The sequence below is a fragment of the Streptomyces javensis genome, from assembly GCF_039525925.1.
Taxonomy (GTDB): domain Bacteria; phylum Actinomycetota; class Actinomycetes; order Streptomycetales; family Streptomycetaceae; genus Streptomyces; species Streptomyces asiaticus.
On record NZ_BAAAIF010000156.1, the window covers coordinates 1 to 8,532 of the forward strand.

At 69.7% G+C, this 8,532-nt stretch carries 8 protein-coding genes and 5 pseudogenes; 7 read left to right on the plus strand and 6 right to left on the minus strand.

What is annotated here, in order from left to right:
• The coding region (locus tag ABD329_RS46940; protein WP_344318150.1) for a GntR family transcriptional regulator at positions 1–380 on the minus strand (380 nt) is incomplete at its 3' end.
• Between the two features lie 103 nt (positions 381–483).
• Between ABD329_RS46940 and ABD329_RS46945 the strand changes: the two genes are divergently transcribed.
• Positions 484–738, plus strand: coding sequence for a hypothetical protein (locus tag ABD329_RS46945; protein ID WP_344318152.1), 255 nt, complete (start codon positions 484–486; stop codon positions 736–738).
• Positions 735–1,343: pseudogene (gene dapF, locus ABD329_RS46950) on the plus strand (diaminopimelate epimerase); the annotation flags it as partial. The gene ABD329_RS46945 and the pseudogene dapF, both read left to right, overlap by 4 nt.
• Positions 1,344–1,711: 368 nt before the next feature.
• On the opposite strand, the pseudogene ABD329_RS46955 reads toward dapF, so the two are convergent.
• Positions 1,712–2,278 (minus strand): annotated as a pseudogene (locus ABD329_RS46955) (molybdopterin-dependent oxidoreductase); the annotation flags it as partial.
• Between the two features lie 303 nt (positions 2,279–2,581).
• On the opposite strand from ABD329_RS46955, the gene ABD329_RS46960 reads away from it, so the two are divergent.
• The 3 genes from ABD329_RS46960 to ABD329_RS46970 all read left to right on the plus strand — a co-directional run bounded on the left by ABD329_RS46960 (position 2,582) and on the right by ABD329_RS46970 (position 4,066).
• A complete protein-coding gene (locus ABD329_RS46960; RefSeq protein WP_198280606.1) occupies positions 2,582–3,166 on the plus strand; it encodes a flavodoxin family protein in 585 nt (194 codons plus the stop codon).
• 97 nt (positions 3,167–3,263) lie between these two features.
• Positions 3,264–3,431: a hypothetical protein gene (locus ABD329_RS46965; protein WP_198280607.1), complete on the plus strand. Its 168-nt coding sequence runs from the start codon at positions 3,264–3,266 to the stop codon at positions 3,429–3,431.
• A 113-nt stretch (positions 3,432–3,544) separates the two neighbouring features.
• Entirely contained in the window at positions 3,545–4,066 is a 522-nt protein-coding gene (locus ABD329_RS46970) for a GNAT family N-acetyltransferase (RefSeq protein WP_198280608.1), read from the plus strand.
• Between the two features lie 111 nt (positions 4,067–4,177).
• Here the strand turns inward: ABD329_RS46970 and ABD329_RS46975 are convergent.
• Positions 4,178–4,516, minus strand: a pseudogene (locus tag ABD329_RS46975) (transposase); the annotation flags it as partial.
• Between ABD329_RS46975 and ABD329_RS48420 the strand changes: the two are divergent.
• Positions 4,459–4,677 (plus strand): annotated as a pseudogene (locus ABD329_RS48420) (transposase); the annotation flags it as partial. The pseudogenes ABD329_RS46975 and ABD329_RS48420 sit on opposite strands and share 58 nt — an antisense overlap.
• A gap of 105 nt (positions 4,678–4,782) precedes the next feature.
• Here the strand turns inward: ABD329_RS48420 and ABD329_RS46980 are convergent.
• Both ABD329_RS46980 and ABD329_RS46985 read right to left on the minus strand, forming a co-directional pair.
• Positions 4,783–6,090 (minus strand): DUF1266 domain-containing protein, encoded by a 1,308-nt coding sequence (locus ABD329_RS46980; protein WP_198280609.1) that lies wholly within the window; start codon positions 6,088–6,090, stop codon positions 4,783–4,785.
• A 47-nt stretch (positions 6,091–6,137) separates the two neighbouring features.
• Entirely contained in the window at positions 6,138–6,632 is a 495-nt protein-coding gene (locus ABD329_RS46985; RefSeq protein ID WP_198280610.1) for an RDD family protein, read from the minus strand.
• A 465-nt stretch (positions 6,633–7,097) separates the two neighbouring features.
• Here ABD329_RS46985 and ABD329_RS46990 point away from each other — a divergent pair.
• Positions 7,098–7,496 (plus strand): annotated as a pseudogene (locus tag ABD329_RS46990) (nSTAND1 domain-containing NTPase); the annotation flags it as partial.
• Here the strand turns inward: ABD329_RS46990 and ABD329_RS46995 are convergent.
• Positions 7,462–8,406 carry an IS3 family transposase gene (locus ABD329_RS46995; RefSeq protein WP_198280612.1) on the minus strand — a complete coding sequence of 315 codons (945 nt, stop codon included), beginning with the start codon at positions 8,404–8,406 and terminating at the stop codon, positions 7,462–7,464. The pseudogene ABD329_RS46990 and the gene ABD329_RS46995 sit on opposite strands and share 35 nt — an antisense overlap.
• Positions 8,407–8,532 lie beyond the last annotated feature (126 nt).

Consider the following 8,532-nt stretch of genomic DNA (forward strand, 5'->3'; position numbering starts at 1 on the left):
CGCACGCACAGCGCGCCGGGCTCGAGGTCCAGGCGCTCGGCGATGTCCGGCGGAGCGGGGACCTTGGCGATGCTGTCCGCCTCGTAGGTGCCGTCGGTGCCCAGACCGGCCAAGCCGATGGCCGGGGTGCGCAGCATGGTGCGCCGCTGGTAGGGGGCGCGCACGTAGGTGCCGGATCCGGCGCGGCCCTCGAGTAGCCCTTCGGTGATCAACAGCTCCTGGGCCCGCCGGATGACGTCCTCCCCGACGCCGAACTCCGCGCCCAGCTCGCCGCGTGAGGGCAGCCGCTCGCCGTGGGCCCAGGTGCCGTCGGCGATGCGGGCGCGGAACGCAGCGGCAACACCCAGGTATGGGGCGGCCCGTGAGCTGCCGTCAGCCATGCTTCTCCTCGCCCACGGCGCTGACCTGTACTGATTGACAATCTAGTGGACTAGGCAAAGCTAGTGACTAGTATCACGTTCTGTGCTTATTGAGGGTGGGTGTGTGGCTGAAGACCACCAATCGGACGCAGTCCAGGACGCGGTCGCGCAGCTGGAGACCCTCGGCGGCACCCGGCCCCGCATCGTCCCCGGACCCGGCGACATACGCATCGAGGCCGACGTGACACCCTGCCTAGCCGACAACTGGCCCCAGGTCCTGCAAGTCCTTAACCGCGGCACTGATTTCGGCCTGACCCTCACCGACACCGGCCAGGTCGCCTGGCTGCGCATCCCACGGGAGACCGGCACTCACCCATGACCGACCCCGCACTCCACCCCTTCGTCAAAGGACACGGTGCCGAAAACGACTTCGTCATCCTCCCCGACCCTGAGAACCACCTCATCCTCACCCCGGCGGAAGTGGCCCGTCTGTGCGACCGGTGCACCGGCCTGGGCGCCGACGGGATCCTGCGGGCCGTACGCTGCGCCGTCGACCCCGAGGCCACCGCAATGACCGATGCCGAGTGGTTCATGGACTACCGCAATGCCGACGGCACTCGGGGCGCCATGTGCGGCAACGGCCTGCGCCTACGCGCCCGCTACCTCGTCGACGCTGGTCTGCACTGCCCCGATGCCTTCCTCATCGCCACCCGCGCTGGAACCCGCAGGGTCTACGTCCCCAGCGACCACACCGGCCCGGTCACCATCGACATGGGGCGCCCCCGCCTCTCCGGCGCCAGAGGCATAGAGGTCACCGCGGCGGGCCGCACCTGGCCCGCCACCCACGTCGACATGGGCAACCCCCACGCCGTCGTCTTCCTCGAGGACACGGCCCTTGCCGGAGACCTGCGCGCCGCCCCCACCGTGACGCCCGCCGCCGCATACCCCAACGGAGCCACCGTCGAGTTCGTCACCACCCGCAGCCCCCACCACCTCCGCCGAATTCCAGCCGCTGCGGGGCCTTGGCCGTGCGCACCGGATCGGGCCGGGAGAGCAGCAGGTTCCCGCCGAAGGAGACACCAGGGCCCGCACCCGGTACGGATCCCCGTCGATGATCGACCCGCACAGGGCCCGTGCGGTGACCCAGCCGGATGCCGGAGGGCCCAGGGGGCGCCCGTCGAGGCCCAACGCCTTCCCCGCCTGCTCGGGCGTCGGCGGCAGGGCCACCCTGGCGAGCGATCGCTGCGGCAGGACGACGTTCCCACCGGGCGCGTCGTAGCAGCCGGTGAGCGCATACAGGGGGCGGCCAGCCCGAGTGCCAGGGCGCCGCCGGTGCCCGGCCGTACCCGCAGGCCAGTGTCCGGCCTGCGTCGCGGCGCGGCCGAGCGGCGCGGGCCGATGATGGCCAGGCGGGCTCCCCGCGCTCGTGCCTCGGCCAGGGCAGCCGACCGGGCCAGCCAGGTCTTCGCCGGGTTGTGTCCCCACCGCGCTGTCAGGCCGGTGTCGGCGGACTCCGGGGCCGGCTGCGCGCTGCCGAAGGTGAAGGCGTGCGCAAAGTCCTTACGCCAGTTGCACATTTCGGTCGAGTGGCAGATATCCGGACTGCCGTAGCGGTGGATGAACCGCCCCACCCGGTCGATGGCGTCGCTGATCGGGGTACCGCCGGGCGGGGTCACCGAAAAGGCGGCGGACTCCGGCCCGGTGGTGTCCCGCAACTCCGCCATGCGCTCGGTGATTTCCGCCATCGCCTCCTCCCGGCTGATCTCCTTCCATTCAAAATCGAGGCCACCTCGCGGCGTGGTGCGGCGCAGTGGCCGGGTCAGCCGGGCCGGGCTGTGCAGGAGCTCGGGCGCCGCCCGGCCCTTCGGGCGCAGTGCCGTACCCGTGGGGTGGTCCGGGTCCGGACGCACACGGACCATCGCCCCCGATTGGAAGGTGTAGATCGCGCCGCAGCGTGACTCGCGAGTTTCTCGACGCCAGTGCGACCCGGTGGCCCGTGAGGTGCTCCGTCGTGCCGCCTGGCGGGCATCTTGTGTCGGACACGCTGCGGGCGGGCGAGGTTGGCCTGTTCCTGCTCCTCGGTCAAGCCGCCCCTGACGGGGGTCTGCACGAGCGCGGCGCTGTCCATCAGGTTGCGCTATCTAAAAGTTAGTGCTTTTCTGTGTCATCGCTTCCGAGCCGCCGTTCGGGTTGTTCGAGTGCCCTCAGAGGAGTAACTCACCGTGACTACACCTGTCGTGTCCATTGCGTACCACTCCGGCTACGGCCACACCGCTGTGATCGCCGAGGCCGTCCGTGCCGGCGCCGCCGAGGCCGGAGCCGAGGTGCACCTGATCAAGGTGGACGAGATCACCGACGAACAGTGGGAGACGCTGGACCGCTCCGACGCGATCGTCTTCGGCTCGCCCACCTACATGGGCACCGCATCCGGTGCCTTCCACGTGTTCGCCGAGGCGTCCTCCAAGCGCTGGTTCCAGCTGGCCTGGAAGGACAAGCTGGCGGCCGGCTTCACCAACTCCGCCTCGAAGAGTGGTGACAAGCTGCACACCCTGCAGTTCTTCCAGATCCTCGCCGGTCAGCACGGCATGCACTGGGTCAACCTCGGCCTGCACCCCGGCTGGAACAGCAGCACGGGATCCGAGCACGATCTCAACCGACTCGGCGTCTTCACCGGTGCGGCCGCCCAGACCAACAGTGACGAGGGGCCGGAAGCCGTGCACAAGGCCGATGTGGCCACGGCCGGACATCTGGGACGCCGGGTGACCGAGACGGCGAAGGTGTTCGCGCGGGGGCGCGTCGCCGCGTAGAGGGGGCACGGGTACGGGCCGATCCCAGGGGGTTCTCGAGTGCGATGCCCGCGCCCCGTCGCGCATCACGATCACGGCCGTGGTGAGCTGATCGTCGGTGCCGGGCACGCGCGTCGAGTGGTCCGGTTCGGCCACGATGACCTCGGGGGCGGCCGTCTCGTGGATGACCACGTCCGTCGCCACCACCGACCTTGCCGCCTTCCAGCGCCTGACCTCCACCCTCGTCATGAAGAACGTCGTACAGGACCGTCCCTTGCCCGAGTAGGCGTTAGGGTGCGGAGCCCACCGCCCCGTTCGGGTGCTGTGGCTGCCCGGCCAGCTCTGGGCCTGGCGACAGGACGGTGGACGGCTTGTGGCGCGCCAGGGACCATGGCCTGCATGCCTACCTGGACGATCAAGCCCGAGCCCATCACTGGCGCGGCAGTGGACGAGGTGATGCGACAGTACTTCACGGAGATGGGACGGCGGGTGCTGGGACGCTCGGCGACTGAGGCTGAGCTTCGAGCAGCGCTTGCCAAGGACCCGCACCAGGACCTCAGCCCGCCCGACGGAGAGTTTCTCGTCGCACGCAGCGACGCAGGCGAGTTTCTGGGCTGCGTGGGAGTCCGGCTGCTGGGCGGCAGTCCGAAGACCGCGGAGCTCAAACGGATGTACGTGGACCTTTCTGGACGGGGAGCAGGCTTGGGCCGGGGTCTGCTGCTCGCCGTCGAGGAGGCTGCCAGAAGGTTGGGTGCGGCTCGGATCGTGTGCGAGACCAACACCCAACTCACCGAGGCCCGGGCCTTGTACACGCGGCACGGATACGAGGAGACCACGCCGTACGAAGGCCATGGCAGCGCGGATCACTGGTACGCCAAAGTTCTCGGGGACGAGTCCGACAAGCTGGTTCGCACCCACTGAGATGATCTCGGAATGGCTGGTGTGATCATGGTGTCGGTGCCGTCCTGGCCAGCCCCGTTCACCGGGCCGAGCCCCCGGCTGTTCGTCGAGGATGATGCGGTGGAGCTCGGCCCAGACCCGGGCAGTGGTCCACCCGGTGAAGCGCCGATGCACGGTTGGCCCGGACGGGCCGAAGACCGGCGGCGACTGGCGCCAGGCGCAGCCTGTCGTGGCGACGAAAATGGTCGCCACGAGGACCTCACGATCGCCGTGCTGTCGTCGGCCGCCGCCCTGCGGTCGCGTCGGGGCAGCCGGAACCACCCTTGGGAACAGGTACGTACAGCTCGTCGGGGACCAGCGGCACGGGCCGTGCGTCAGCTGCCGTCCGGCCTTGGGCTGCCCGCGCTCGGCGGATGTCCCCGCCCGGCACCCACGCCAGGTCGCCGTGCGGGCCGTGCCCGCGCCACGCATATAGCCGGACGAGCTCCGCGAGCGAGCGGGCTGTCCGTGAGGTCCGCACCACCGGCCGTCCGATCGCGCAGGTCGCGAAGGACCTGGGCATCCACAAGGAGGCACTGCGCGGCTGGGTCCGCCGGGCCGAGGCGGACGCCGGCGAACGCGACGATCGCCTGGCCAGCTCCGAACTGGCAGAGCTGAAGCAACTCCGCGAAGAAATAGTGGAGTTGAGAAACGCGAGGACGAGATCCTCAAAGCGGCTAGGTGTGTTGTCCCGGTCGTTAGTTCCAGGGGATGGTGAGCCAGGGGCTGGTGGGGTCGGTGGTGAGGACGCGGTGCGCGGTGAGCATGTCCTCGTACCAGTGGCCGAACTCCTCCTCGTCGAAGTGCAGACAGCGTCCGAGGATGTAGGCGGCGGAGAATTCCTGCCAGGAGCGGTAGTTCTGGAGGCAGGCGCGGCCGGCGGCGACTACGGCCTGTTCGGCTTCCTGGAGCGTGCAGTAGCGGGTGGCCAGGCCCCAGCGGGCCATGGCGGAGGCCCGCCCGTAGTCCCACGCTTCCGCGGAACGGACGAAGGCGTTGCCGGCCAGCAGGCCGTCCGCGCGGAACCGGGCCTCGTACCGTGCGATCCGCCCGATGAGCCGCTGTACTCCGGCGACGTGGGCCTCTACTTCGGCGGCGCTGCCAGAGCGCGCCGGGAGGACCCCATCGGGGGTGATCCGGGGCTCCGCGGCCTCCGCGGCGTTGTGGCGCAGTACGCGCTCGGCGACCTGCCGCCAGTGGTCCAGCTCGACTGCCCCTGCGAAGTCTTGGGCAAGGGAGTGGCGAATGCCCAGCGCGAACTCCCACACCGGGCTGACCATGTCGGCCTCGAGCAGGCGCTTTTGAGCGCTCACCCACTCCGACCGGCAGGTCACCCCCCACCACTCCTTGAGTCTGCGCTTCGCGCTGTTGTAGCCGTTGCCGTGGTGGGCCATGGAGTTCCACAGCTCGCCGTTGTGGACGAAGAGCAATGCCGCGCAGGCCAGGCCGTGCGCGACCGGGCCCTGGAGGGGGCCGCCCACGGCCAGGCCGCGGAGCTGGCCGTGCGGGTGGGCGTGGCCGCAGCCGCCGGTGCCGCCGTCACGGCCGTCGGTGTGCTGTCGCCAGACGGCCCTGGCCTCCGGGGTGGTGGCGGGGAGAAAGGCTTCGCAGGGAGTGCCGGGGTTGATGGCGATCCACGGTGCTTCCTCCTCGTCCCAGACGCTCGCGTACCACTCCAGCGTCATGGACTGGAAGACCAGGTCCGCATCGGGCGGCGGAAGGATCCCCTCCGTGAACAGGGCCAGGTATTCGGCTCGCAGGTGGGGGTTCCACTGGGGGGTGAAGCGGACCGTGCCGGGGTGGGCGTCAGCGCGCGTGCGCTGGTCGGTGAAGAACAGGTCCGCATGGGCCGCCACCTCGAGATACCCGGCCCAGTCGCCGCGGGACTTCGCCTCCAGCAACCGCTGCTCGATGGCACTGGGCGGCTGCCACGCCTGCCAGTCCCAGGCCCGCCACCCCCACACCGGCTGCTGTGCAACAGACGCTTTCGTCTTCCACAACCCCATGCCGAACACCCTATCTACCGCGAGGTCAGCGCCATTGAGGCGGGCTGTCAGCGCTGGACGCGGCACACGATGGTGTCCGCGGCCTTGTCATGGAGGCACTGTCGGTAGGGCCGGTCCCATGCGCACCGCAGCAAGTTGACGACCCCCAGGACCGGCACGGCACACCCGACCGCCACACACGCCCAGCGCCACAGCGCCCGGCCGAAGCCCAGCCCGCCGCCCCGGCGGACGACCCGCAGTCCACACAGCTGTTTGCCCAACGTGGCTCCGTACACCGCGGTGAGCACCGGCTCGTACCCGCCGACCACAACCGCGACCACGAGCGCCAGGAAGCCGTCCCCGGTGTAGTCGGCGAGCACGCTCGCCAGGAACACCGCCGCCATCAGGAGACCGATGTCGAGCACGCGGGCGGCCAGACGGGCACCGAAACCGCCCAGCGCATCCCCATCCGGCACGTCACGCCGGCGCTCGTCCGCGTAGGGGACGCTGCGCCAGTCGGGATAGCCGTACGAGCTGTCCGCCATCTGTTGTTGAAGCTCCACGCACATGATCCAACCGCAGCGGCCGACCGGGGCACAACCGGGCCCCATACGGCGCCGGGCTGAGCGGGCCGCGACGAAGGACCTGTCGGCCGCCGACCTCGAGCCACCGGCGCCATCGGTTTTCGACCCGTTGACCGGCAAGGTTCGGGTGATGATCGGGAAGTTTGCCGTCCCCAAGACCCGGCTCGCTTGAACGACGAGCGACGCCGAGAACTCCCTGGCCCCCGACCGGAGGGCACATACGACAAGTGGTGGACCGTCTGCCACACGACGCTGCCGCAGAAGTGCGACGGCCTTTCCTGGATGTCGCCAGCCCGCCGCGGTGCGGGTGTTCACCCCCGGCGTGCAGCCGATGGAGCGTGCCGGTCTGCTTGCACCTGCCGAGGGCACGGGGGATACCTGGGTGCTGGTGGACCAGTTCGACGCCAGTTACGGGTCGTGCTCGCGCTGTGAGCCGACTTATTCGCCCGGTGCACTGAGAACCACGCCCTGGCCGCCGCCCTCAACGAGGCCACCCTCCTGGTCGGCCCGATGACCAGCGAGGAACCGCGCGCGGCCATCGTGCGCCCGGCAGAGGTGCGCGGGGAGAACGTGGAATGCGACCTGACCGCCCATATCCTTGACGAGGTCACAGACGAGCCCGGCGCGCTGCCGCTGATGTCCCACGCGCTGCTGGAGACCTGGCGCCGCCGACGTGGCCACATCCTCACCCTCCAAGCGTACGAGGCAGCCGGCGGCCTACGTGGCGCCATCGCCCGCACCGCCGAGGACGCCAAGGTCCTGGTGAACATCAGCCCCGCGATTCCTCCGCCACCGTTCCGTGTCGTGATCACGGTGGAGGCCCCCACTGAAGTTTCCCCGTGATCCTGGACACTCTTCTTCTAGCTGCGAGTGTGTGGCTGTTGCGGAACCGTTGGCGTGTCTCGTGTGGTGTGAGATACCCGAAGACAGGGTGCTTGCGCAGGCGGCGCCGGTTGTAGAAGGTCTCGATGAAGGCGAAGACCTCGGTGCGGGCGGTGGCTCGGTCGGGCCAGAGCCGGGTGCCGATCTCCTCCTTGAGCACAGCCCAGAAGCTTTCGGCCGCGGCGTTGTCAAAGCAGGAGCCGGTCCGGCCGGTACTTTGCCGAAGGCCCAACGCGCGTATCTCCGCGCGGAATTCGGATGAGGTGTATTCGCTTCCGCGGTCGCTGTGCGTGATGCAACCGGGTTCCAGGCCACCGCGGCCGTGGGCCATCCGCAGCGCGTCTACCACCAGCTCGGCGCGGTGGTGGTCGGCCATCGCGTAGCCGACAACCTCGCGAGTGGCCAGGTCCAGCCAGCAGGCGAGATACAGCCACCCCTGCTCTGTGGCCAGGTAGGTGATGTCGCCGACGAGCCGGGTGCCGGGTCGGTCGGCGGTGAAGTCGCGGCCGATCAGGTCCGGGGCCGGCCGTGCCTGCTTGTCGGGGCGGGTCAGCGAGCGGCGTCTTCGGCGGGTGACGCCGGCGATGCCGCGTTCACGCATGATCCGCTCCACCCGCTTGCGGTTGACCGCCCGGCCCAGCCTCCGCAGTTCAGCGTGCACGCGCGGGACACCGTAGGCACCCTTGGAGGCCAGGTGGATCACGGTGATCTCGTGGGCCAGGGCCTCGTCCGCGCGTGTCCGTGCCTGCCGGGCCTGTTCGGCCTCCAGCCAGGCATAGAAGGAGGAACGGACCACGCCCAGGACACGGCACAGCAGGGCCACCGGGTAGACAGCCTTCTCCGCGGCGATGAACCGGTAGACCTCGCTCACCGGTCGCTGTCCTTGGCGAAGAAGGCCGCCTTACAAGTCATCTCATTTGGTGAGTCTGCGGTAGCAGATGAGAGTGCAGGCGATGCTGGTGAAGGCGAGGAAGTGGCTGGCTTTGCGTTCGTAGCG